This is a genomic window from Prevotella herbatica (genome assembly GCF_017347605.1).
Taxonomy (GTDB): Bacteria; Bacteroidota; Bacteroidia; order Bacteroidales; family Bacteroidaceae; genus Prevotella; species Prevotella herbatica.
Genome location: NZ_AP024484.1, coordinates 1,827,402 through 1,852,664, shown reverse-complemented (window position 1 = coordinate 1,852,664; position 25,263 = coordinate 1,827,402). Strand labels below are relative to the sequence as shown.

14 protein-coding genes and 1 tRNA gene are annotated in these 25,263 nt (G+C 38.1%); 2 read left to right on the top strand and 13 right to left on the bottom strand.

Annotation, left to right across the window (positions count from 1 at the left end; genetic code table 11):
• Positions 1 to 30: 30 nt before the first annotated feature.
• From infB to prwr041_RS06825, 4 genes are all read right to left on the bottom strand, one after another.
• Positions 31 to 2,916 (bottom strand): translation initiation factor IF-2, encoded by a 2,886-nt coding sequence (gene infB, locus prwr041_RS06840; RefSeq protein ID WP_207153091.1) that lies wholly within the window; start codon positions 2,914 to 2,916, stop codon positions 31 to 33.
• A 120-nt stretch (positions 2,917 to 3,036) separates the two neighbouring features.
• Positions 3,037 to 4,302, bottom strand: coding sequence for a transcription termination factor NusA (nusA, locus tag prwr041_RS06835; protein ID WP_207153090.1), 1,266 nt, complete (start codon positions 4,300 to 4,302; stop codon positions 3,037 to 3,039).
• 3 nt (positions 4,303 to 4,305) lie between these two features.
• Entirely contained in the window at positions 4,306 to 4,773 is a 468-nt protein-coding gene (gene rimP / locus prwr041_RS06830) for a ribosome assembly cofactor RimP (protein ID WP_207153089.1), read from the bottom strand.
• Between the two features lie 110 nt (positions 4,774 to 4,883).
• Positions 4,884 to 6,539 (bottom strand): S41 family peptidase, encoded by a 1,656-nt coding sequence (locus prwr041_RS06825; RefSeq protein WP_207153088.1) that lies wholly within the window; start codon positions 6,537 to 6,539, stop codon positions 4,884 to 4,886.
• A gap of 159 nt (positions 6,540 to 6,698) precedes the next feature.
• Here prwr041_RS06825 and prwr041_RS06820 point away from each other — a divergent pair.
• Positions 6,699 to 6,772, top strand: a tRNA-Asn gene (locus tag prwr041_RS06820).
• A 310-nt stretch (positions 6,773 to 7,082) separates the two neighbouring features.
• Positions 7,083 to 7,427 (top strand): DsrE family protein, encoded by a 345-nt coding sequence (locus prwr041_RS06815; protein ID WP_207153087.1) that lies wholly within the window; start codon positions 7,083 to 7,085, stop codon positions 7,425 to 7,427.
• A gap of 1,882 nt (positions 7,428 to 9,309) precedes the next feature.
• Here prwr041_RS06815 and prwr041_RS06810 read toward each other — a convergent pair.
• The 9 genes from prwr041_RS06810 to prwr041_RS06770 form a co-directional block, all read right to left on the bottom strand.
• On the bottom strand, positions 9,310 to 9,924 hold the full coding sequence (locus prwr041_RS06810; RefSeq protein ID WP_207153086.1) for a type 1 glutamine amidotransferase family protein: 615 nt from the start codon (positions 9,922 to 9,924) through the stop codon (positions 9,310 to 9,312).
• Positions 9,914 to 10,747, bottom strand: a complete 834-nt coding sequence (gene nudC / locus prwr041_RS06805) for an NAD(+) diphosphatase (protein ID WP_207153085.1) — start codon at positions 10,745 to 10,747, stop codon at positions 9,914 to 9,916. The genes prwr041_RS06810 and nudC overlap by 11 nt, the downstream gene beginning before the upstream one ends.
• Before the next feature lie 481 nt (positions 10,748 to 11,228).
• Positions 11,229 to 12,122 (bottom strand): carbohydrate kinase family protein, encoded by an 894-nt coding sequence (locus tag prwr041_RS06800; protein ID WP_207153084.1) that lies wholly within the window; start codon positions 12,120 to 12,122, stop codon positions 11,229 to 11,231.
• Positions 12,123 to 12,147: 25 nt separating this feature from the next.
• On the bottom strand, positions 12,148 to 13,323 hold the full coding sequence (locus prwr041_RS06795) for an MFS transporter (protein ID WP_207153083.1): 1,176 nt from the start codon (positions 13,321 to 13,323) through the stop codon (positions 12,148 to 12,150).
• A gap of 21 nt (positions 13,324 to 13,344) precedes the next feature.
• On the bottom strand, positions 13,345 to 15,150 hold the full coding sequence (locus prwr041_RS06790) for a DUF4980 domain-containing protein (protein WP_207153082.1): 1,806 nt from the start codon (positions 15,148 to 15,150) through the stop codon (positions 13,345 to 13,347).
• A gap of 154 nt (positions 15,151 to 15,304) precedes the next feature.
• Entirely contained in the window at positions 15,305 to 18,229 is a 2,925-nt protein-coding gene (locus prwr041_RS13640; RefSeq protein WP_237072168.1) for a DUF2961 domain-containing protein, read from the bottom strand.
• A gap of 12 nt (positions 18,230 to 18,241) precedes the next feature.
• Entirely contained in the window at positions 18,242 to 20,311 is a 2,070-nt protein-coding gene (locus prwr041_RS06780; RefSeq protein ID WP_207153081.1) for a glycoside hydrolase family 32 protein, read from the bottom strand.
• A 6-nt stretch (positions 20,312 to 20,317) separates the two neighbouring features.
• Positions 20,318 to 22,102, bottom strand: coding sequence for a RagB/SusD family nutrient uptake outer membrane protein (locus tag prwr041_RS06775; RefSeq protein WP_207153080.1), 1,785 nt, complete (start codon positions 22,100 to 22,102; stop codon positions 20,318 to 20,320).
• Positions 22,103 to 22,135: 33 nt separating this feature from the next.
• Entirely contained in the window at positions 22,136 to 25,207 is a 3,072-nt protein-coding gene (locus prwr041_RS06770; RefSeq protein ID WP_207153079.1) for a SusC/RagA family TonB-linked outer membrane protein, read from the bottom strand.
• Positions 25,208 to 25,263: the final 56 nt, after the last annotated feature.

Below are 25,263 nucleotides of genomic sequence, written 5' to 3'. Positions count from 1 at the left end.
CTCTCTTTATAGTAGAGAGTAAAGAAAACCTTATAGTTTCTGTTCAACTTCTATTTCGGTGAATGTCTCAATGATATCACCTCCAAGAATGTCATTAAAGTTGACAAGACTGATACCGCACTCCATTCCCATTGGAACTTCCTTGACATCATCCTTATAACGCTTCAATGCGTTTATATCGGCTGTACGTATAACGATACCGTCACGTACAAGACGAGCCTTATCCTTAGCATGTACCTTACCCTCGGTAACTAGACCACCGGCAATAGTACCAACCTTAGACACTTTGAATACCTGTTTAACTTCAACCTGACCAGTAATGATTTCTTTCGTAACCTTATCAAGCATACCAACCATTGCGCTCTTAATGTCATCAATTGCATCGTATATGATTGAATAGGTATTTATTTCAACACCTTCACGATCGGCAAGCTTGCGAGCTTCAGAAGACGGGCGAACCTGGAAACCAACGATGACAGCATCTGATGCACTGGCTAGCATTACATCATTCTCACTAATCTGACCTACAGCCTTACTGATAACATTTACCAAAACCTTCTCTGTAGAAAGCTTAATGAACGAATCGCTCAAAGCCTCAATAGAACCATCGGTATCACCCTTAACGATGATATTAAGTTCATGGAACTCTCCACGTGCAATACGATGTGAAATATCACCAAGTGTAAGACGTTTCTGAGTTCTCAAGCCCTGTTCACGCTGCAACTGCTCACGCTTGTTTGCAATCTCGCGAACTTCCTGTTCTGACTCCAAAACGTGGAACTGATCACCAGCTGTAGGAGCACCATTCAGACCAAGGATAATAGCTGGCTCAGCAGGAGCAGCTTCATCTATGCGCTGATTACGTTCATTGAACATAGCCTTAATACGTCCCCAACTTGTTCCGGCGATTACAACATCACCTATTTTAAGAGTACCATTACTTACAAGTACAGTACTTACATATCCACGTCCCTTATCAAGAGAAGACTCTATGATCGTACCAGTAGCTTTACGATTTGGATTAGCCTTCAGGTCAAGCATTTCAGCCTCAAGAAGCACCTTGTCAAGAAGTTCTTCAACTCCAACGCCCTTCTTTGCGCTTATCTCTTGGCACTGATATTTACCACCCCACTCTTCAACGAGCAAGTTCATCTGTGACAAGTCTTCACGAATCTTATCAGGATTTGCTCCTGGCTTATCGATCTTATTTATTGCGAATACCATTGGAACACCTGCAGCCTGAGCATGTGCAATAGCCTCTTTTGTAGTAGGCATCACAGAGTCATCAGCTGCGATGATAATGATTGCGATATCTGTAACCTGAGCACCACGTGCACGCATAGCAGTAAATGCTTCATGACCTGGAGTATCAAGGAATGTAACCTTCTGGCCATTCTTAAGAGTAACACCGTAAGCACCGATATGCTGTGTAATACCACCAGCCTCACCGGCAATCACATTCGTATTGCGGATGTGGTCTAGCAAAGATGTCTTACCATGGTCAACATGTCCCATGACTGTAACGATAGGAGCGCGAGAGTATAAATCGGTTTCTTCATCAATCTCTTCACTTACAGCCTCCTGAACCTCAGCACTTACATATTCTGTCTTGAAACCGAATTCATCAGCTACCATGTTGATTGTCTCTGCATCAAGACGCTGGTTTATTGAAACCATAATACCGACACTCATAAGAGTAGAGATAACCTGAGTCACACCAATATTCATCATGGTGGCAAGTTCACTTACAGTTACAAATTCGGTAAGCTTAAGAATTCTAGCATCTTTCTGCTCTGCATTAGCAACTTTCTGGAGTTTTACCTGAACAGCGTCACGCTTATCCTTACGGTATTTAGCGCCTTTCTTGTTCTGGCTCTTGCTAGTTAATCGTGCTAGAGTCTCCTTTACCTGACGTGCTACTGCATTATCATCAACCTCTAAAGGCTTCTGACCACGCTTGCGGTTTCTATTATTATTATTGTTGTTCCCAGCAGCGTTATTAGGACCTCTATTAGCACCGTTCTGGTTATTATTATTTCTATTATTGTTATTGCGATTATTATTATTTCGGTTGGTGTTATTATGGTTATTATTACCGCCCTGATTAGCAGCAGCATTAATATCCACGCGTGTCTTGTTTATACGTACGCGCTTCTTTCTTTCTACACCAGCGTGCTGCTGCGCAGTCTTTTCCTCACGCTCTTTGCGCTTTTCTTCCTTTGACTTTTTCTTTGGTCGAGTACTCTGATTCAAAGAATCAAGGTCAATCTTACCAACAACATTCATCTTAGGAGCATTAAGGATTTTCTTTTCACTTTTCAATGTAAAGATTCCATCATCGGCTTTCTCTGCAGGTTTTTCAGACACTGTAGGTTTTGGAGCCTCAACAACTTTTGGAGCTGCAGCCTTAGGCTGTTCAACCGGTTTAGCAGGCTTCGGAGTTTCTACCTTTGCAGCAACTGGTTTAGGTGCCGCAGTAGCTTTTACTACTGGTTTTTCCACTGGTTTATCAACATGTTTATTTACAGGCTCGTGGCTGACGGCAGCAGCCTTTACTTCAGGAGCAACAGACTTCTGAGCCGCTGGTTTCTTACCTATACTATCAAGATCAATCTTTCCAACAGGTTTGAAACGCTGTTGATTAGAAGATTCAAGAAGATTTTCGGCACGATTTTCCTTTGCCTCAGGCGTACGCTTCTTTTCCTTTGGTTTCTTCTGGAAAAGTTTTTCTGCCTCACTACGAACTTCTGCATCCTGTTTGAATGCCTCAACAAGAGCATTGTACTGCCCCTCTGAGAGTTTGTAGCTCAAGTCAGACTTCACCTCTCCCAGTTCACTTTTCTTTTCAAGGAATTCAACTGCCGTTTGAAGTCCTATGTTTAATTCACGTAATGCTTTATTTAATCTGATGCTCATATTTATCTATTTGAAGGTAGTGAATGAAATCGGCAAAAAGGGAAAACCACTCATTCTATTACCTTAATTATATTTATTTCCTCATTTTCATTAAATACTTTCTTTCCTTTTTATTTTTAATTATTGTTCAAACTCTGCACGAAGCACCTTAAGAACATGGTCAACAGTTTCTTCCTCAAGATCAGCCTTCTCAATAAGCATCTCTCGTGGAGCATTAATTACAGCTTTAGCTGTATCAAGACCAACAGCCTTAACTGCGTCAATAACCCACTGATCAATCTCATCTGAGAATTCATCCAAGTAGATATCTTCGTCTGCCTCATCCTCTGGAACTTCACGGAATACATCAATTGTGAATTCTGTAAGCATAGAAGCTAGTTTGATATTTAGTCCACCACGACCAATAGCCAAGCTGACTTCTTCTGGCTGCAAGAAAACTTCTGCCTTATGATTTTCCTCGTCAATATTAATACTGCTCACACGTGCAGGACTAAGTGAACGCTGGATAAACAGTTTGATATTTGAAGTATAATTTACAACATCAAGGTTTTCATTGCACAATTCGCGAACGATACCATGAACACGACTACCTTTCACACCGACGCAAGCTCCAACTGGGTCAATACGCTCATCGAAACTTTCAACGGCAATCTTGGCACGTTCACCTGGCATACGAGCAATCTTACGAATAGTGATAAGACCATCGCCAATTTCAGGAACCTCTGCTTCAAGAAGACGCTCAAGGAATAATGGACTTGTACGAGAAAGGATAATCTTAGGATTATTATTTTCATTGTCAACACGAAGTATTACCGCACGAACAGTTTCACCCTTATGGTATACATCAGCAGGAATCTGCTCCGTCTTAGGAAGTATAAGCTCATTATTCTCATCATCAACAATAAGAACTTCACGTTTCCAAATCTGATATACTTCACCAGAGATAATCTGTCCTACTCTATCCTTATACTTATTATATAAAGAGTCATGCTCCAGCTCAAGAATTTTAGAAGCAAGAGTTTGGCGCAGGTTCAATATCGCGCGACGACCGAACTTAGCGAAGTTAACAGGTTCAGAAACATCCTCACCAACTTCGTAGTCTGGTTCTATTTTAAGTGCATCCTTAAGTGCGATCTGCTTATTTTCGTCCTCAACCTCACCGTTTGCAACTACAACACGGTTACGATAAATTTCGAAATCTCCTTTATCAGGGTTTACAATAACATCGAAATTCTCATCGCTACCAAAGATTTTAGCAAGCACATTACGGAAACTTTCCTCCAATACACTTACCAGAGTTGTACGATCGATATTCTTCGTATCCTTAAATTCACGGAATGTGTCGATCATACTGATCTGCTCTTCATCATTCTTTTTTGCTGCCATAGCTTATTTGAAACTTATTAAATATTTAGTATATTTTACATTATTCATATCAAAAGTATGGTCGACATCCATTTTCTGAGGACGTTTTTTACCTTCAACCATAACTTTTTCGTTAACTGTAACCACAAAACTGTCACCGTCAACGCTTTTCAAAACACCCTGATACTTTTTACCATCCGCATCAAGGACTTCAACTTCTTTATCAATGAAGTTTACGTATTGCTGAGCAACCTTGAATGGTTGTCCAAGACCTGCCGAACCAACTTCAAGTTCATAGTCTTCTTCATCTCTACTGAGATGATCCTCTATATACTTACTTAATTCAACACAATCCTCGATCCAAACGCCATCAGCGTGATCAATCTCAACTACAATCTTGTCGTTTTGGCTGATATCAATACCAACAAGGAAATATTCCTTATCTTTCAACCACTCATCTACTAGTTTTTTTACGACGTTTTTGTCAATCATATATGCTATATTAAAATAAAATGAGGAACTCTCTCGGAGCCCCCCATTCCACTGAATGCTGCAAAATTACGAATAATTTCGTTAGCATGCAAATATTTTGCAATATTTTCTCATTTTGGCAATAGAATCTTCTTATATTCAACCGGTTTTGACAAAAGTTTAATAGCTTCAGCCATCTGACGGTCATGTTTAAGACTATATTCGATACTGCCTTGTTGATAGTAATATACTGATATTATGTCACTTGCGAGGGCTTCCCTTATATCTTCCTTGTTGTAGTCAAGATCCTTTCCGATATTATGTTTAAGCTTTTTTTCAATAGCTGCAAACTCATTTTTGGCATCATTATAATAGCCTTCAAACTTTGCAGACTTGACTAGTTCCTGTAAGATTTTCTCACTTACGCCATCATACTTAAAACCGCTTTTTATAACGTGCTGTTTAAAGTCCTCGAAATCAGCATCCGAAAGTTCAAACTTATCTGGAGATGCGATGGTAGGATGCTTAGCCACATAATCAACAACATAATCAAGTACTGTCTCAGTCGAATCTATAATACTCGTAAGATAGGTTTGTATGTTTGAAGCCGTATCCGGTTTAATTTCCACATCCGGTTTTATTCCACCACCATCACGAACTTCACGTCCATGCAATGTACGGAACACTTTTGTAAGAGAATCCGGCACATGCTCAATGTATCCTCCACGTCCATGTTTATAATTTATAGCCTGAATGCAGCGACCACTTGGAATGTAATATTTATTTGTAGTTAGTTTCAGATTTCCATTATATGGAAGATCTACCGTCATCTGCACAAGTCCTTTGCCATACGTACGTGTACCCATTACAACAGCACGGTCAAAGTCCTGCAAAGCACCACTTGTGATTTCACTTGCGCTGGCTGTTCCGCCGTTAACAAGCACGACAATCGGCATAACAGTATCAATCGGTTCAACAGTTGTTTTGTAATCATGATTCATACGTTTTAACTTTCCGCGATTTGAAACAACGAGCACATCTTTTGGAACAAACATATTCACGATGTTTACAGCTTCACTTTCAAGACCACCACCATTTCCACGAAGATCAATAACAAGGCTCTTCATACCCTGTTTTTTCATTTCAAGAAAAGCGCGACGAAAATCTTTTGAACAATCTTCAGTAAACTGATTAAGATCTATATATCCAGTGTTATTAGGCTGTAATCCATAATATGGCACTGACGGCATCTTTATAGCACGTCGTGTAATTTTCATCTTTAAAATCTTTCCTGTTGAAAGACGCTTCACCTTTATCATAAAAGTCGTTCCAGCATCACCACGCAAATGATCGCTAACATATTGACTACTCTTACCAACCATCGACAAGTCATCTACTGCCAAAATAAGATCACCCTTTTTCAGTCCAGCTTCTGCTGCTGGCATATTTTCATAAGGTTCATCGATAAACGAATTATTATATTTCTGGCTAAAGCGTATAAGTGAACCCACACCAGCATACTTACCAGTAAGCATAGTTTTCAAGTCCTTTACTTTTGCGTCAGGAAAATACTCAGTGTAAGGGTCAAGAGATCCCAACATTGCGTCAATAGCATTACCTACAACAGTGTCAGCAGACAGTGTATCAACATAAAGCAAGTCTAGATTCTTGTATATTGAATTAAATACTTCAAGATTCTTAGCTACTTCAAAATTATGATCTTTTCCGGTCTGGGCTGCGGCAGGCACAGCCAACAGAGCTAGGATGTATATTATTATCTTTCTCATATTGATTGACAAAAGTAATATATAAAGATGTAAAAAGCAACACAACAAGTGATAAATTTCAAAAAAATAGCTTTAATGTGATTTTTTTCTCAAAAAAGTTTGGCGGTTTAAAAAAAACGTTTTACCTTTGCAACCGCAAATCAGAAATGATAATGCAATGCTTCAATAGCTCAGTTGGTTAGAGCACCTGACTGTTAATCAGGGGGTCGTTGGTTCAAGCCCATCTTGAAGCGCATTAGTTTACAAGGAGTTACAGAAATGTAACTCCTTTTTGTTTTTATTATCTTAAACCGATATTTGATGGTCAGCTAATATTTTGGGGATTTATATAGGCAGAATGGGGGCTGTTTATAAAGTTGGGGTAATTATAATGATAATAAAGGCATTTACCTCTTGAAACACACACTCCTAATATTTTTTTTAAAAACTCGAAAAAAAGAAATAAAAAAGAATTTATTGTGTAACTTTGTACTCACCAAAAAGAGGGATGCTTACAATAAAATTGCAACATTTTAGAAAGCAAGGATTTTAAATACTATAAATATGGATACAAATGAAAAATTAAACATTTTGTGGACAACGAACAACAAAGATACCTTTTTCAACATGTTGTCTATGTATGCAATAACATCTATGAAACGTAGTTGGTGGAAACAAGTGAATCTTATTCTTTGGGGCGCATCTGTGAAATTAGTAGCAGAGGACACACAAGTTCAGACTGAAATATTAGAAATGATACATTCAAACGTTTCCGTTGAAGCTTGTAAGAATTGTTGTGAAAACTTTGGCGTAACACCTATTATAGAAAAATTAGGGATTGATGTTAAGTACATGGGAGAGCCATTTACTGAATATTTAAAGAATGGAGAAAAAGTTCTCTCTATTTAATCTAAGAAATTTGTATCCTTCCCTCAAATCAGGCAGAAAATAATCATACAATGTATTACAATGATTATATCTGTACAAACATTTAAGGAAATAAAAACAGGCGTAGCAAAACAAATCTATCAGAAAAATGTTTTTTTGATAAAATAATTGTCACATCTTCACTTTTGCCCTATTTACGTGTAAAAACAAATCAGTTAAAACTTCTTTTTAACTGATTTATGGTGATGTCTCTTATAAACTTCATGCCGCTTCTTGCTGTGAGTCACATGCCTCTTGTATACATATGTTGGAGGATCACATACACTGCATGGGTCATACCCTTCGAATTTAGCTTCAGAAAGATTTATTGGAATACAACTACGACTTAAATAACGGCAACCATCAGAATGGTACTTTGAACCTGTTTTAGTGATATAAACAGTCTGAGCAATAGCAAAAATAGCCATTGACAGAAAAATAAACACTAGCAATGATTTTTTCATGTTGTCTTATTTTAATTAAACTATTATATCATTTGTAATTCTCCTGAATCTGTCATTTATAGTAAAAAAGCGAAATCCTCCTTTTTAATATTTATGACATAGGATTTATTGCCACAAATATAGTAATTATATTTTTTAAAACAAATGGTTCTTCGTTAATTTAAGTGGGATAGCAAAATATAGATACTTTATTATTGCTAGATATAACTAAAATATTAATATTCTACATTTTCGTTGAAACTAGTACCGCATAAAATGTGTAAATAACAGTTGAAAAAGGGGCCATTGATAACGATAAATTAACTGTTTGGAGCCTAGATTTCTCAGTGACAATTTGATTTTTGTACATTTAGACTATCTTCCCTGCATTTTTCGCGTTTTTTAGCTACGAAGCTACGGTACCTCTCGCAAAGCCTATAAACAGAGGGGTTGACGACACATAGCTAGGTCTATTTAGCTTCGGTAAGCTACGTTTTAGCTACGTTATCTATTTTTGCTTATATAATGTACGTGCAGGCACGCGCACTTAGGGTTTTGCAAAATATAAGTGTCGAAGTGTCAACTTAATGAATATCAGTATTTTATCGACAAACGAGATGTCATAAAGTGACGGTGAATTGACGGTAAAATATTGAGTTTTCCATGCGTTTCCATATAGAAATGCAACTGTTTTCATATAGAAACGGAAACGTTTCTACGATGTTTTACCTCCTAAAGCATCGTAAAACGCAATGCATTTCTTCGTAAAACGGATTGCAAAACATCGTAAAACGCATCGTAATTCTTCGTAAAACGCAATGCGAAATGAAGAAAAATATCTCCCAGATTTTACCGACAAATAACCGACACTTAATGCCACATGAAAAGTTTCATAACTATTTGATGCTCAACAAATAGACACTTCGACATTTGTTTTTACGAAAAACTCAGAGTGTGCGCATGCGCACGCACGTGTATTACGATGTGTAGCATCCAGTAATTAAAACTTTGGCTAACAGGCTAACCTAAATCCAATTGCATGGACAAAATTTTTGCAGTATCTTTGCCGAGAATTCAGTGGAATTCGGCAGAACATTTAAACAAGCTTGAAAAATTCTGCTCTCGTTTACTAAATCTATTCCTCAGATACAGTCAACGGTTCTTTGACAAATTCACTCATAGAATAACTTTCGATCCTAAAAAGACACAAGTTTACGTAGCTAGAACGTAGCTTATCGTAGCTAAATCCTCCGAGCTACGTTTGGTCAACCCCTCTGTTTATAGGCTTTGTGAGAGATACCGTAGCTTCGTAGCTAAATAACACAAAAAAGCATGATTAGATAGTAATATTCAATGACACAAAAATTATTCTTTCATTATGTTACTTGAATTTATTTTTTATGCCATTGAATTTGGATAGTTTATGCCAGCGTCTTCATGAAGTCGCAAAAGCCTAGATGCATAAACTGGTAATATGCAGCAATATTTTCTTCTGTATCGATTTCCAATATCTTCATTAACTCAACAGCAAACTCCAGTGATGCTGTTCCATTAGCAGTAACAATACCGTTATCACTTACAGCCTGAACATTCTGATATCCAGCAGCGTTTGTATAGTTATCACCACCCCAACGTTTCAATTCGTCAGGTCCATTTCCTGTATGCTTGACATTGTTAAGGAAACCATTCTGTGCCAAGAATGAAGCACCATTGCAGATACCACCTACTATTATGCCTTTTGAAATAGCGTCTTTCACAATAGGTGCAACTTGCTTTGCCTCATCCGTCATCCAACTAAATCCTCCTATAAGAATAAGGGCTGCATAATCTTCAGGCATGTTATCGAAAGAATAGTCTGGCATCGTATGAAAGCCGCCACAAGAACGGACTAGATCCATCGTTGGTGCAACAACCTTTGTTGCATATTTTGGATTTTGTTTCATTCCAAACTTATCACAATTGATAGAACCAGAAATATAAGCAGGTTCATAATCTGCATAATCGTTCAACAGAACGAATAAAACTTCATTTTTCATTATCTTTAAATCTTTTAATCATTGTCCAAGTGAGAGAACTTTCATCACTCTCCATTTTTATATCATCTCTAGAAATCCACTCAGCTGTGGCAAGTTCTCCTTTACCATCGGCATTGATATGAACTTCGGTGCCATCTGCTTCTGCCCAAAAGCCCATAAGCAATGCCGAAGAGAAAGCCCATGGCTGACTAGCAAAATATCTGATATTCTTTACTTTCAATCCTGTTTCTTCGCAGGCTTCACGGCGTATAGCGTCTTCCAAGGTCTCGCCTACTTCAACAAATCCTGCTACCAGCGAATGATGAGCATATGCCCCCTTTGCAGCATAACGAGTCAGCATTAGTTTATCACCATTAGTAATTCCGACAATTACCACAGGGGCTATTGTTGGAAAGATATGTCTGCCACAATTGGGGCATACCAATTCATTTCTTTCCTTGCCATACTGAGTTAAAGTTCCACACCTTCCACATAGCTTATTGTCTTCATACCAAGTTGCCAAATGGGCACATGTAGATGCAGCAAATCTTATTTCCTGTGGAATGCTGTCAAGATGAAGTAAGCCAAGGAGTTTGCCATATTCCATATCCGGTAAAGATATATGCTCTACAGATATATAGAAGTTAGATTTCTCTACAGTCATAATATACTTCAAGTCCTTAAGATCTATACCTTCAAAATCAGAAATCAATGGTATATCAATTTCATCATTTGTCTTTTTAAATAGGACTTTACCATACTTAACAGAAACGACATAATCGTTGCTAGCAGGTTCTCGAGTTTCGTTGAACGAAATTTTATGTGGGTCTATTTCTTGAAACATATATTTACAGTTTATTTGCTAATTATACTTCAGATACAAAAGTAGTAAATATATAGCATAAACACACTACCGCTATCGTGAAAACAATATGAAAAATAACGATTGTTACGATTTACAACTTTTCCTTTCTTAATTTCTCTCTATATTCACGAGGAGACATTCCTAACATCGACTTTACAAATCTACCAAAAAAAAGAAATATTTAGAAAATCCATATCCACGACGATCTATTTGGATGAATATTTTCAAACGTATACAGCATATCAGCTGTACAAAAACAAACTATAAAATAAGGCTAATAGTTATTATTTTTTACATCTTTGTTTATTTTTGGTATAATAAAGAATAAAAGTAAAAAAGTTACTTTAATATCATTCCACCTTTTCTTTCTCGGAATTGGCAAATGGTATTAAAGAAACCTTTATTATGAAGATAAAGAAAATGGCACACAAAGTTATAACATTTGTGAGCACATCAGTTATTATTTTAAATCCAAACTAGATGTAAGTTCATAAGGCAAATATGGCATTGCCCCATTACGTGTACAAACAAATGCACTAACTTTCACCGCTAATTCATGTGCCTCATTGACAGACTTTCCTTTCAATATAGCTGAACAGAAAGATCCTGTGAAAGAATCTCCAGCCCCTACCGTATCTGCAACCTCAACCTTTGGAGTTTCTACAAACGACATGCCACCAGGAGTAAAAACATAACTTCCGTTTACACCACAAGTAAGAATGAGCATTTTTAATTTGTATTTACCAATCAATAGCCAGCATTTATCCTTCAAATCTATACCTGGATAACCGAAAAGTCGACTTATAATGACTAGTTCCTCATCGTTTATTTTCAACACATTACAACGTTTCAATGACTCACAGATGATCTCTTTGCTATAAAAAGACTGGCGCAGATTAATGTCGAATATCTTCAGACGACCATCATCATTAGGCATTGCATCCAAGAATTTATGAATTGTTTCACGCGATATCACACTACGTTGAGCCAATGAACCGAAACAAACAGCCTGAGTTTCTTTTGCCAAGGACTCCAATTCTTGAGTAAATGGGATGTTATCCCATGCAACTCCCTCTTTAATATCATAAGCAGGTACACCATCAGCATCTAGTGTTACCAGAACCGTACCTGTTGGATAAGGGATCTGTGGTATTCTTAGATTCATACCTTTAGACGTAAGATTCTTGATCGTTTCATTACCAAGTTCATCATTACCAACCGCACTAACAACATAGCCGTTAAGTCCAAACTGTGATGCATGGTAAGCAAAATTCGCAGGAGCCCCTCCGATTTTCTTTCCGTCTGGTAATACATCCCATAAGGCTTCTCCCATTCCCACTACGATTTTCTTCATATACTTTTAAGTTATTAAATTTATTTTATATGTTTTGCTTTTTCAGTTTTATAGTATACCCTATAAGATAGATAACTCCTATAGTCATTATAGCCACTGCACCAGTCTGACTCCCTGTGATATCACTAAAATATCCCATAGCTAAAGGGAATAGCGTACCACCAAAGAGCCCCATAATCATCAGTCCTGATACTTCATTTTTCTTTTTAGGCATTGCCATTAGTGCTTCAGAGAATGCCATTGAGAAAACATTACTGTTGCCAAATCCCACACAGGCAATCGCTGCGTAAATTATAATTCTAGAACTGAAAGCTAACATACCTATCATTGAAAGCAACATCAGACCTACACTTATAAACATAAACTTCTTTGTGCTCAGTTTACGCAATATCACAGAACCAGTAAGACAGCCAATAGTACGGAAAATAAAATACAGGCTTGTTGCAAACGCTGCTTCATCAAGTGTAAAACCAAGTCTTTCCTGTAATATTTTTGGCGCAGTAGTATTTGTTCCTACATCAATACCAACATGACACATTATAGCAAGAAAGCACAATAGTATAAATGGATTACGCAACAAAGCAAAGCACTCACGGAATCCTGAAACGTGACCATTGATATCTTCCTCTTTTATATTCGTTGCACCAAGCCAAAGAATAGAGATAATAGCTATTACACTATATAATGGGAACAACACTCTCCAACCTAAACCAAAAAGAGGTAGCGCGCCAGTGGCTCCCCACAATGCTATAATAGGTGCGAGGAATGAAGCTATAGCTTTAACAAACTGACCGAATGTAAGTGTACTTGCAAGTCTGTCGCCCGTGATAATTGTACTGATAAGAGGATTCAATGAAGTCTGCATCAAGGTATTGCCGATACCAAGCAATGAAAATGCAATCAACATAACAATATAACCCTCACTGAATATAGGTATCAACAATGACACTATCGTTACGGCAATAGATAAAAGTACTGTCTTACGACGTCCTATTTTATTCATCAAAAGGCCTGTTGGAACCGAGAATATCAAGAACCAGAAAAAGACCAGTGATGGGAATAAATTCGCCTGCGAATCAGCTAATCCAAGATCCTGTTTCACGTAATTGGAAGCAATGCCAACCAAGTCAACAAATCCCATTGTAAAGAAGCATAACATAACCGGCAACAATGCGGTAATATTTAATTTAGACTTATTCATTTCTGCTATATTTTATTGTTATTAGTATTTAATATTCCACACCTTTAAATTGTTTATCTTACTTCTACCATTCGATTGAAAAGATATTGTAGTAAAAGGACTACGTGGAAACACAAGATTTGTCATTACAAATCTTCCATCTCCATCAAATATCTCAATACTACTGCGATCAATAAACATACGTAAAGTCTGATGTTTACTTGCTGATGTCGGAGCAACAGTAGCAGCCAGAAAGTCAGAGCTGAAATCCACCAGCCCACTTCTTCGTCTATCCATACCGAATGTATGCTTTGCCGAATTATACGTCATTAGCACTCTGTCACCATCAGCATTACTCAACATAATATTAGTGATATTTGAATTATTGATGTCTGCTAATATTTCATATAGTCCATCCGCATTAAGAGGAAGTTTCTTAGAGATTATTTTCTTGTGTACGCTAAACTGTCCATACTTTACTTCCTTGCCTCGCAATGCGACTAATTCTGGAGAAGGAGTAGTACTTATATAATACTCACCATCAACATTCTTAAAGAGTTCAATATCACGCGGCAAAGAATTCGCACTTCTGAATTGTTTGGTGGGAACAGCATTAGCATATTGCCAGTTACTCATCCATGCCATAACAGTGTGCCTACCATTAGGAGAGTTGCTCCAAGAAACCGCGGCATAATGATCTTTACCATAATCCATCCATTTTGTGCATTCAGGCTTTGAATCACATACAAACTGTTTTCCATCGAAATCCCCAACAAAATATTGCGTAGCACTACCACCATTTGGTCCTCCAGGATTTATATTTACTATCAGCACCCATTTCTTTTCACCAGTTCCACGTACAGGCAGTTGCATCAAATCCGGGCATTCCCATACGCCATCCTGCGCACCGTATCCATGTCCGAATGCGCCTTCTTTAGTCCAATGCTTCAAATCATCAGATGAATAAAACAACACCTGATGTTCCAAGGCTGCTACCATAACTAGATTCCACTTATTTGTCTGTTCATTCCATATCACCTTATCGTCACGGCATTCCTGGTCACTCATAATAATTGGGTTACCTGAATACTTTGTAAATGTCATGCCATTGTCTGTGCTATAAGCCATGCTCTGCTGTTGTGTCATTCCAGCAGATGTATATATAGCAACTATGGCACCAGAACCAAATCCAGAAGTGTTATCCTTATCTACAACCGATGAGCCCGAAAAAATTGTTCCCAGTCCATCTCCATATATTGCTGGCGCCTCAGCCTTCCAATGAATCAAATCAGTAGAAGAAGAGTGCCCCCATGTCATATTTCCCCAAACACTGGCGTATGGATTAAACTGATAATAAAGATGCCATACACCATCCTTATAGAACATTCCGTTAGGATCGTTCATCCATCCATAAAGAGGAGTGTGATGATAAGCCGGACGAAACTTTTCCACATTCTTTGCATCAAATGTATTCGAAAGCTCCATCTGCTTCCAACAAACATCTGCACGAGAATCGCGCACATTACTACGATCGTTAGCGGTACGAATGTTAAGAACAATGTCCTTACCTTGCCATGCCTTTAAATCAAGAGGCACCAGATAATCTTTCTTTCCCTGAGCCAGACGAACGTTCATCTGCTGCATAATCTCCCCATTGATGAGTACAGATATCTGGGCCTCGGGAGCACTTTCCTCAATAGGCATAAGTAGATACTTCTGATTGGCTTTGAACTTCACCATCGTGTTGTTATTTCCCAGGTAATTAACGCTAATGTTGCTCTGAGCAAATGCAGCGCCCAAAACAAACATAATAAGCATCGCTAGTGTTGATAGTTTTTTCAGATTCATATTTTTTAAATTAATAGATAAACTGATTATAGTCTTATTTTCGAAGGAAAAGGTACGTACTTATTATATAAGAAATCTTCCATTGAATATCAAAAATGTTTCTCTGCAACAATTTTATGACTAAATGGAACAAAATTATAAAAATCTTTAATGCCTACCTCCATATTGATTTTAGATTCCAAGCTTTTATATCAAGTTTTACTCCTTTGCATACAGAGAATAATTCAATACCTGTTTGATTCTCAGAAGGAAATATCTGCATAGTAAAAACTTTTCTGCCATCATCTGCAAAAATCTCCACGCTGGATTTATCAACGAAAATATGTAAGTTTAGTTTTCCTCTATATATAGGAACCTTTGAAAAGGCCGTACGCTGAAACTTTGGAATGAATTCTGCAGAACAATTAGTACGGTCGATAAACAAATTCTTTGAATCGGTATCATAACTTATAACCAACTTTCTGCTCTCACCTACACAAAGATTCATTCCAAAAACATTACCAGGAGACAAGTTTGAAAAAGAAGCTTCTATCTCATACACATTCTCTTTAGGTTTAAATGATGGAAGAGATGATTTGCCTACGGGCAAGGTCATGTTAAGATCTATCTGTTTATCTCTAAGTACCTTAAGTTCCTCGGCTGGTTTCTGAATAAGGCGAAGGCCCTCTTCATAAGTTTTCAGCTCGTAATAACGAGGTATAGACCAGAAACCTTTCCCAAATTTAGAAGGTACCTGCTGAGCATAATCCCAAGTTGCAACCCATCCAATAGTAACTACATTCTTCATATCACCATCGTAGTCACGAATAGTTCTTGAAGCATAATAGTCAAGGCCTGAATCTACATATAAAGGAGTTTGCGGGTGATTATTCATCAAAGTGAATTTCTCTCCATCAAAATCACCAATGAAGTATTGCTCTTTATTCCAGTTTATTGAAGTAACCAAGACCCATCTCTTATTATTTGGATTTCCATCAACACTAACCTGAAATATATCAGGGCATTCCCAAGCTTGCTCAGAATCACCTGCAGGACCAAAGTCGCTTGTCCAAGTCCAATCTTTCATATTCTTAGATGTATAGAATTTGACTTTTTTCTCACGGGCTTTAGCCACAACCATTACCCAGCTTTTAGTAGGAGCATACCAGAACACTGTGGGATCACGAAATTCCGAACTCCACAAATCAATAATTGGATTATTATCATAATAATGGAACTCACGTCCATCAAGGCTGTATGATATACCCTGACACTGTTTCTTCGTGTCATTCTCGTAAATGGTGTAAGCTGCAATAAAGGCATTCTTTCCGAAGCCAGCAGTATTATTCTTGTCAATAGCACACGAACCAGTGAAATAACTAATGTTACGACTTGCGCCATTCATCACCATAGGGCTAACTTCATTATAATGTACCAAATCATTCGATTCTGCTTTTCCCCACCAATAGTAATGGTATTTTCCACCGAACTTCACCAGTCCTGAGGGGTCGCCTATCCATGAATGTTTAGGTGAAAAATGATACTGAGGACGATAAGGCTCCTTATAAAGATTATCACATAGTTGGCCACTATACCAAAATACAGTAGTGGCGATATCGGCATTGCCTGGTTCCCAACTCAACATTTCAAGATTGAAACGCAAATTATTAGAAAAGGGAATACCATCAAGATTACGTGTTCTAAAGAATGTATTATATCCATGAGAACTTACTTCATCAGCACGTGGAGCACCTCCAAAAGGCGTTTGGAAAATATGCACTGGTGCCCACGAACTATTGTAATAGTCCTCTGTACCAGTTCCAAAATGTGAGGGGAAACGCTCACCATCAACATAAATTTTCTCATCGCCTTCACCATACCATTTTGGAGAATGATTGTTAAGCGTCATAACATCACCCTTATACATACCATCGCCTCTGAGATTAGTAAATTCCCAGTCACGCATATCGGGGCTATCAGGAGAAGAACAGAGAGGAACTCTATTCTCTTGTTTCCACGTTACACGAAAATACATGGAACGTGCATCCCACTTATTGTCAACCACTCGCACACGGATTATAGTTTTTACCTCTTTGCCAGTGGTATTCATCAATATTATCTTGGCCGATTTTTTATATGGCATGTACCACCTAGATACAATCTCGCCCTTACCATCGGCATCTAAGTACCAACTTTTAACGGCAAAGCCACCCATGCCCGCTCCACTAAAATCAGAAACTGGAACTTTCAGAGCCATATCGCCGTCAAAATATGCACAAAGCATCAAACCGCGTATAGCTTCTGCATAATCTGCCTTTTTGGCATCTATTCTAATAACCATTTCGCAGATGGCCTTCTGCTCTTCTGGCAGAGAAAGTGACATCTGGCTTCCAGCTAACAACACACCAGACTTTTCCATTGTTTTTCCACCTCTTACCGTTTTAGGGTGTTGAAGTAAATAATCAGTAGAGGCTATCTGCTTTGCCGCACGAGAAGCCACTGATTTAGAAAAAGTTTCTATCTTTGTTCCTGCTTTGTAAGTACGATAATTGATAGCATAGTATTTAGGAGTTTGTTTAATACCAGGTTTATCTTCGAATGTTATCTTGCAATGCTTGGCATAAGCTATAGGAAAAAATAATGTATTGCCACCTTTGCCATTAGGTTTATAACTAGTGTGAGGCAGTAGCAATCCCCTACCTAGTTCGGGTATTCCGAAAAGCATAAGGTCATAAGCGGGGATAGTCCATCCAGGAGTTTTAGAACCATCGAAATAAAATCTCATGGTTCCTCGTTTATCTATAGTTGTTAGCCAAAATCGAGTAATCACTCCTGGTCCATCCTCATCAAACATTACTTTTTCGATACGACCTTCTACAGTATCAGTTCGCTCAACGCCAGAGCCATCGTCATTAGCAAACCAACCAGGCTGGAATGGAGAAACGGAGCGTCTATCATGACTACTAATCTGTCGACAAACATATTCTATAGCAGGTTTTTTAGCTGATTCTTCATAAGAAGTCATTTCTGTCAACAAGCTTTCTGTAGTAATATCAAAGGCACTAAGAATAGAAGCACAAAGCAATAATACCGTATTCATATTTAACTAATTTTAAAAGTTCATTTTTACTTTAGCCGAATTAAGTTTATATACTACTGCAGAAGCACAAGCTGTTGAACCATCAGCAAACAGTTTCATTTCAGTGCTATTTTCATAGAGAGGGAAAATTCGTGTGGAGAAAGCATCACCGTCATTGATAAAACCTTCAACCATAGAGCCATCAATAAAAAGACGTAAGTGCAAAGTATCGCCTGCCACATGATAAAAATCTTTTCTAACCCTGTTAGGTATACCTTTTCTCATGCTACTCTTTGTTTGGTCTATTATAAGTGAATCGCTCTCTATATTGAAAAGAATTGTTGATGACTCACAGCCTAATGGATTATGACAAAGCGTAATACCAATCTGCTTTGCATCTCCTATATGGAATGTTATATCAGTCTCCAATTGATGCTCTATCTTATTGATCATCAGCGGCTTTTCTGTAATGTTTGAAGTCCAGTAATTTGTTTTCACATCACGGAGTTGCTTCAAAGCCTCAATAGGATTTTGCTTAATAACATCGTCTTTTAGAGTCCATACCCTTGGCAAACTATAGGCATGAGCCCACCCCATGATATTATTGGCTATTCCACTTATCTCATCAGGGATGATTGCCATTGAAACAAGATCACCATTATCATCATGCCAAAGAGAAGGTGACAACAGACGGTTTATTACCTCAAGATTCTTAGGTATTGGGGTATCTGGAACAAAACGCTCATTTATAAATTTTCCCGTCCAATACTGAGTCCGTGCAGGTATGCCCTTATTCGGTGTTCTGTTTACAGACAGCACATACTTGTCACCAATCTTAATAAAACAAGGCATTTCCCAGAATATTCCCGTTGCATCGACGCTTGGGTTGCCTTCATATAATGGGTGTAGGTAGGTCCAATGCTTCAAATCATCAGATTTGTAAAGAGGCAGCAGCCCATGGGCATTGTTTCCATCTACGCCATATCCAATAATCATATACCAGCAACCATTGTCTTTAAATACATACTGGTCACGCATGTCGGTACGGCTATAACCTGGTGCTGGAGCTTTGATTACAGGATTGCCTTCATACTTATTCCATATTAGCAGACTATCGTCCATAGGAGACGCCAGTCCAACGCCAGTAGTATCACCACCGCAAGTGTAGATAATCATAGGTTTACCAGCATCATCGATAATCGCATGCCCCGACCAAATTCCAGCATGGTCATAGTCCTTGTCAGGACTGATTGCCGGTATCTGTTCTTCCCAATGCAAAAGATCACTCGAAATGAAATGTCCCCAATTTATTTGCCTCAATGTGATAGCAGAGGCATTCTTCTGGTTGAAAATATGATACAGACCCTTATACTTGATAAGTCCATGAGTTTCATTTGTCCAGTTTGCAGCAGGAAGCAAATGGAATACCGGACGATTAAAATCCTCAGCAAAACGAGAGGCAGGAATCGATAAACAAGGACGCTTACTTATATCAAGCAAGCTATTATCTGAATTATTAATACTTACCTCATCTATAACACCATTTATTGAAGAAAGGCTAAATTCTTGCGGAGTTTCTTTATAATAACCACAACCTAGCATCATCTCATCTACATTTAACCTTTTCTTTAAAGAGAATAGCTTTTTATTATTTACATAAAACAATACCTCTTTTTTATAAACACTTACTCCTATCTTGTACCAAGTAAATGTTTTCAGTTTAACCTCTGCTACAGTACATATTTTTGTAGAATTGTCTATAACCGTTAACCTTCCCTGTTCATCCGCCCCTACAGAAACAGAGTGTCCATTTCCTTTCAATGCGATGAATGCTCCATATTCATTAGGGAATGATTCTAAAGCAAAGTAAGCACTTGCAGAATGTATGTCGGATTTACTGTAACTTAACCATGTAGAATAGCCGTCGGTACGTAAGCCACAACCCGTTATGCCTTTTGTCTCTTCGCATTCCTTTAATGAATGGAAGCATAAAGTTTGGCCTTTAGCTGTTAGAGCATCAGGTCCCTCTAAGTGCCAAATTATCTGCCCCCACAAATGGGAGCAAATAACTGAAATTAGCATTATAACAAATAATCGTCTCATTGATTTCTACTTAAATGCTGCATATCCAGGATTCTGAACGTAAATACCACCAGAAAATCCGTATTGATTGTTAGGTATAGCTAGGTATTCATCCTTTCCTGCAGTAAACTTAGAGTTAGCATAATAGATGCGTTTACTCTTTTCAACTGTCAAGAAATTATTCATCACCTTATCAGCTATTCCCCAACGGACTAAATCGAAAAAACGTTCTCCTTCCATTGCTGTTTCAAGTCTCATTTCGGTTCTCAATGCTTTACGGGCATAATCTTGTGTCCAGTTATCAGCAGCATAAAGACCTATAGAATAGTTTGCGGCATTTTTACTCTTGTCAGTAAAATCTTTGACATAACTGCTATTTTTAGCACGTTCACGAACTTTATTAATCAGTGCACGAGCAGTCGTCAAATCACTGCCTATTTCTATTAAGGCCTCTGCCTTCCAAAGTAACACGTCAGCATAGCGAATAATCTGCCAATTCATTTGACTTGCACCCCACGGCCATCCCTGCATCATATCAGGACTTTCCGGAGAGACCCAGAAACGTTTTGTACAATTATATCCATATGTGCCTTTATCACGAACCCATCCATTACATGGAGTTTTCATATAAGTCTTCCATGAGATATTCGGACGACCGACAACAAAATCAAGGCGAGGGTCCACAGAAGGTGTTACATTAGATAAAGAATATGTATTATCTCCATTGTCTGTTACCTTGCTATAATCGGATTTAGACTGATAAGTAAAATCAGGCAGTCCGTTGGCATCAGTCTGATAGGCATTAACTAAATCCTGACTAGGCAAGAAGAATCCGTCACCTCCATAAGGGCTGCCACCACCAGGAGAATTAAGAAGATTACTCCAGTTTATACGACCTCCGTTAATAGTTCCGTCATTCATTGAATACTGTATCGCAAAAACTGACTCTTTTCCATTTTCGTTTGCAATAAGGTCAAGTCCCTGAAAATCACTCAGCAAGTCATACTTACCACTATTTATCAGTTTATCACAAAGGTCCACGACGTCCTTCATCAAAGTTTTGTCAACAGATATTACTGCATGAGTAGTTTCATCTTGTTTGTATGCCTGATAGAGTTTTATCTTGGCAGCATAAGCATAAGCAATATATTTATTAACGCGTCCAACCTCAGACTGAGATTCTGGCAACACCGCTGCAGCATCAAGCATCTCCTGAGCTAATTTACCTAAGATTTCATCTCTAGTATATTGATTATTACTGATAGTCTTATAGATTGAATTGTTGGCTACATTCTCATCAAAATATGGGATTTTATTGAACAAACGACTCATTTCAAAATAAAAATGCGCACGCAGTACTTTCATTTCAGCGATACGTATATTCCTATTTTCTATCTGTCCATCAGTGGAATTGTCAAGAACTCGCAAAGCAGAGTTACAACGCTGAACACTACAGTATAATTGATACCATTTACCATCAAGATTACCATTGGTTGCATCAACATCAAAAGTTTCCATTTTATGGATTTCGTTGACATCACCAACACCACCGCCACCTTTATATGCGTCATCGGAACGTACCTCACCATAACTCCAGTTAGTTGTAGGGTAAATCCATACACTGTTAGATTGGCCACCAGGACCACCCAATGCAGCATAAGCCGCATTTATAAGCAAGTCTACACCATCTGCTGATGTCATTGTTCCATTGCTCAATGTAGCCTGAGGAGGATTATCAAGAAAAGAATTTTCATTGCAACCAGCAAACAAAAGGCTTATCGCACTTACTAAGAATATATATTTGAGTTTCATGATTCTTATATTTTATATTTATAATTAAAGTGATTAGAAGCCGAATGACATACCGAAAGAGTATGTACGTGGCAACGGATACGAATATCCCAGAACTTCAGGATCGGCACCAGTATAACCTGTGATTGTAAACACGTTCTGTGCCTGCAAATATACACGTGCTGTGCGTAAACTCAATTTATTAAGCAATGTCTGTGGCAAAGTATAACCAAGTGTCAAGGTCTTCAGTTTGATATAACTACCATTTTCGATATAGAATTCAGATAGTTGGTCCTCATTATTGGAGTTAAGGGTTGTCAAGGCCGGAACCTTACAATCATAATAACCTGTTGACTCAAAACTTTGATAAGCCTTCATTGCATCAAGAAGACGTGTTGAGTGATTGCCAGTCCAGCATTGGAAGAGATCTGTGTAATATTTTGAGTTATTGTATGCATCACGTATCATACCGTTAAAGAACATACTCAAGTCAAATCCCTTATAAGAGCAACTAAGATTAAGTCCGCCTATGAATTTAGGATTATCACTACCCAACCATGTGCGGTCATTAGTGTTGATTTTTCCATCACCGTTAGCATCTACATATTTAATACGTCCCACACCTGGAGCACCAAACTGCACATCATACTTGCTTTTATATTCGTTAACCTCAGCCTGTGTATGGAATATGCCATCTGTCTTATAACCGAACCAAGAACCAAACGGTTGACCGACCAGAGACTTATCAACACCATTACCACCACCATAAGTATAATAGATATCCTGAGATAATCCGGTAACTGTATTCTTATAGATAGCCATATTAAATGATGCCTCATAGTTAAAGTCCTTTACATGGTCACGCCATGTTAAAGTTGCCTCAAACCCTTTATTATCCATATCTCCACCATTATACCAAGCATATCCACCCTCACCAATAACAGCTATATATGGACGTTCAACAAGCATGTTTTTTGTCTTCTTATAGAAATAGTCCAATGATGCATTAAAACGTGAGCGCAAGAAAGAAGCATCAAGTCCCAGGTTGGTTTGGGTTGTAGTTTCCCATGTAAGGTCAGGATTTGCAGAACGTGTCTTTAAAGCACCAGCTGCAAGTGTACTACCATCACCATTAATATTATAACTTGCATCCTTTAAACTAACAAGATACTTATTATAGAAAGCATCATTAGGAATGATATCATTACCGTTTATACCCCAAGAAGCACGTAGCTTCAATTCATCAAGCCACGAAGTGGTGTTTTTCATAAAGTTTTCTTTTGATATTCTCCAACCAGCAGAGAATGAAGGAAACACCTCAGCGTCATTATCTTTACTTAATCGTGAAGAAGCATCACGACGAACTGTGGCAGAAAGAAGATACTTTTCATCGTAACTATAATTAAGCTTTCCGAAAACTGAAACCATAGAGTAATAACTGGCATTACCATTTACGGTCTGTCCGGATGTCACAGCATCAAGATATAAATAATTTTTATCTTCTATAGCTAGATTTGTACCATAGCCAGACTCTGTTTTGTTAGCGTATTTCTTTGTTTCTACACCTAGCAGACCTGTAAAACTGTTCTTACCGAAATCAACATTATAGTTGGCAGTATTAGTCCATACCCAATCTGTCTGTCGTACCTGTGACTGTGTAAGCTTGTTTACCTGGTCACGACTCCACTTCGGTTCCCATAGTTTATTGTTTTCATTGTAGTAATTGATACCGAAGTTAGAGCGGATCAATAGATTCTTAATCGGTTCTATTTCAATGTAAGCATTTCCAAATACACGCCAATATTCATGATTGTTGTTTTTCTGATTTTCTTGTAAGCGTAGCGCATTAGGTGTATCTCCAAGCACATCACTGATTGCATCATTATAATTGCCCATAGAATCGTATACCGTCTTGGCCGGATGCTGCTTGATAACATTTTCATTAATTCCACCGTCTTGAAGTGTTTGAGTCCAGTAATTAACTGATATATTCTCACCAATGCGCAAATGATTATTCAAGAATTTATAATCACTGGCCAGACGGGTATTGAAACGTTTGAATTCTGTAAACTTAACTAATCCCTTATGATCAAGGAAGTTCAACGTCAGTGTAGTAGAACCCGTATCTGTACCTTTTGACAAGTTAATGTTATAATTCTGCATCCATGCCGTCTGATAAATCACATCACGCCAGTTTGTGTCCTGAGCATTAACTTTAATGCCATTAAGTCCTACATAATCTTGCATTTTAGGAGTATTACCATTCCCGTAAACTTCACTAGAAGGGGTTGCTCCATTATTGGCATACTTATAAGCCTGCCAATAAACTTGCCCCCACTCATCAGCATTCAGCATATTAAATCCACTAGTATATTTTTGCGCTGTAAGAGATGCATCCACCGTTACACGTGTTTCACCTTTCTTTGCATGTTTTGTAGTGATAATTATCACTCCGTTAGCAGCTTGCGCACCATAAATAGATGCTGAAGCGGCATCCTTCAATACTTGGATTGACTCAATATCGTTGGCGGAAATTATAGACGACAAGTTCTCACGCGTCATGACTCCGTCTATAACATAAAGTGGAGAACTTGCTCCATCACGGAATGAGGATCTACCACGCACCAATGTAGAAGTATTGGTTCCTCCAGGTGTTCCGTCAGTGGTGATATTCATACCTGGAACACGACCTTGCAGACTTGACAAAACGTTACCTGTTGGAATATCTGCAACATCTTTCATTTTAACAACAGAAACAGAACCAGTAAGGTCTGCTTTCTTTTCCGACATATAACCAGTGACCACCACTTCTTTAAGAGCCTGTGTATTTTCACGCATAATCACTTTCATGCCGTTTGATGCCCGTAAACTTTGGGTGACAAACCCAATATAGCTGAACTCCAAAGTTGCATCAGCATTACTCACTTTAATTGAGAAATTACCATCCATATCTGTAACAGTGGCATTCCTTGTACTTTTTTCTCTTACTGTTAAGCCGATAACAGCCTCGTTGTCAGTTGCAGAAATAACATTACCTTTTATCAGTGTTTCCTGAGCGTTGACAACCAGACTCACGAACAGTAATGCCATGACAGTACACATTCGAAATAAACTTTTCTTTTGCATAATTATTTAGGTTAGTGATATTTTAGGTTTTACACTTTATTATTTTCTGCAAAGGT

Excerpts from the sequence above, each read along its gene's own strand:
- infB (WP_207153091.1), bottom strand. The coding sequence starts at position 2,916 with ATGAGCATCAGATTAAATAAAGCATTACGTGAATTAAACATAGGACTT.
- nusA (WP_207153090.1), bottom strand. The coding sequence starts at position 4,302 with ATGGCAGCAAAAAAGAATGATGAAGAGCAGATCAGTATGATCGACACA.
- rimP (WP_207153089.1), bottom strand. The coding sequence starts at position 4,773 with ATGATTGACAAAAACGTCGTAAAAAAACTAGTAGATGAGTGGTTGAAA.
- prwr041_RS06825 (WP_207153088.1), bottom strand. The coding sequence starts at position 6,539 with ATGAGAAAGATAATAATATACATCCTAGCTCTGTTGGCTGTGCCTGCC.
- prwr041_RS06815 (WP_207153087.1), top strand. The coding sequence starts at position 7,083 with ATGGATACAAATGAAAAATTAAACATTTTGTGGACAACGAACAACAAA.
- prwr041_RS06810 (WP_207153086.1), bottom strand. The coding sequence starts at position 9,924 with ATGAAAAATGAAGTTTTATTCGTTCTGTTGAACGATTATGCAGATTAT.
- nudC (WP_207153085.1), bottom strand. The coding sequence starts at position 10,747 with ATGTTTCAAGAAATAGACCCACATAAAATTTCGTTCAACGAAACTCGA.
- prwr041_RS06800 (WP_207153084.1), bottom strand. The coding sequence starts at position 12,122 with ATGAAGAAAATCGTAGTGGGAATGGGAGAAGCCTTATGGGATGTATTA.
- prwr041_RS06795 (WP_207153083.1), bottom strand. The coding sequence starts at position 13,323 with ATGAATAAGTCTAAATTAAATATTACCGCATTGTTGCCGGTTATGTTA.
- prwr041_RS06790 (WP_207153082.1), bottom strand. The coding sequence starts at position 15,150 with ATGAATCTGAAAAAACTATCAACACTAGCGATGCTTATTATGTTTGTT.
- prwr041_RS13640 (WP_237072168.1), bottom strand. The coding sequence starts at position 18,229 with ATGAATACGGTATTATTGCTTTGTGCTTCTATTCTTAGTGCCTTTGAT.
- prwr041_RS06780 (WP_207153081.1), bottom strand. The coding sequence starts at position 20,311 with ATGAGACGATTATTTGTTATAATGCTAATTTCAGTTATTTGCTCCCAT.
- prwr041_RS06775 (WP_207153080.1), bottom strand. The coding sequence starts at position 22,102 with ATGAAACTCAAATATATATTCTTAGTAAGTGCGATAAGCCTTTTGTTT.
- prwr041_RS06770 (WP_207153079.1), bottom strand. The coding sequence starts at position 25,207 with ATGCAAAAGAAAAGTTTATTTCGAATGTGTACTGTCATGGCATTACTG.